We start from the raw sequence: 1,199 nt of genomic DNA, 5'->3' as shown, positions 1-1,199 counted from the left end.
CAATCCTCCCTAAAACCTCAAATCCCTCCTTCCTGACAAACTCCTTAAGCTCATCTGAAATCCTGCCCATTTCCCTTGCACGGGCCGCAACATCCTTTGACTCGTTGGCAAGAAATTCCTGAAGCACAAAATAAGCCCTTTGCGTGGATTTCACTGCATTCTCATAGCCTGAATCCCACCGCGCAATAAAATACTCAACATCCTCATATTTTTCAGGAGCCTTTGCGCCGTCAGCCAGCCTTGAATATGTTTTTGCATAAAGCTCCCTGTTGCCTTCCATCAGGCTTTTTGCTCGCGGAGGAATATTCGGGTTCGGCAGCTGCGCATTCTTCAGTTGTTCAATTGCTTCAAGCACAAGCTTCCTCTGCTCTTCAATTCGTGCCTTGTAATTGCGCAGCTCATCATTCACAGTCCTGAGCTTAATCTGCTTAAGGTCATCAATCCATTTTTCAAACTCAGGCAAAGAAACAGCCCTTTCCCTTTCCTCTTTTTTTGGCCTGAAAATCTGGCCTATTGCGCTGAAAAAGCCCATAGCAACCAATTTCATTCGAATGAATCCAGACCCCTTCGTTCGAATGAATCCAACCAAACTCACTCAAATGAATCCAACCGAACCCGTCTATTTACACTCATTCAACTCTATTCTTCAGGAGAATAAACCAAGAATTTATATGCTTTTTGTGTTTATGATGCCGCATGGCGCATGGCAGAAGGGCAAAAGGCAACGATTTGGGCAGAAGGGCAAAAAATTCCTACTCCAAGAAGCCGGAAAAATTCAGGCAGATTGCAGCTGAAAGAATCGGAATACTGTTTGAGCAGGCAGGAAAAATATACTCATACGACCCTCTGCTCTCTGACAGGTATGTTTTTCTCGCAAGAAAAATCGCAATGAAATTTAGGATAAGGCTGCCTGCCGAACTGAAAAGGAAATTCTGCAGGCATTGCCATTCATTTTTAATGCCAGGCAGGAACTGCAGGATTAGGGCACACCAGGGCAAAATGGTTTATTACTGCCTAAACTGCAAAAAGCACATGCGCTTTCCCTACATCCGCGAGCAGAAGGAGAAGAGGAACAGACAAAGGAAATTAGTTTTGCCGCCGACATGCGAGCATTTTAGGCGAAACACAACTCATCGCAAAGGCAATTAATTTTCGTCGGGAATATGCTGAGCGATAAGCAATTTATCTCTGCTTTATCA

The 1,199-nt window shown here is 44.4% G+C and carries 2 protein-coding genes; one reads left to right on the top strand and one right to left on the bottom strand.

Annotation, left to right across the window (positions count from 1 at the left end; all coding sequences use genetic code 11):
* The coding region (locus FJZ26_06175; protein ID MBM3229992.1) for a hypothetical protein at positions 1-547 on the bottom strand (547 nt) is incomplete at its 3' end.
* 149 nt (positions 548-696) lie between these two features.
* Here FJZ26_06175 and FJZ26_06170 point away from each other — a divergent pair.
* Positions 697-1,149, top strand: coding sequence for a ribonuclease P (locus FJZ26_06170; protein MBM3229991.1), 453 nt, complete (start codon positions 697-699; stop codon positions 1,147-1,149).
* The last annotated feature ends 50 nt before the right edge of the window (positions 1,150-1,199 follow it).

It is taken from the genome of Candidatus Parvarchaeota archaeon (assembly GCA_016866895.1).
GTDB lineage: Archaea > Micrarchaeota > Micrarchaeia > Anstonellales > VGKX01 > VGKX01.
Note: the sequence above shows the minus strand (reverse complement) of the source record. Positions and strands in the feature narration are given on the sequence as shown.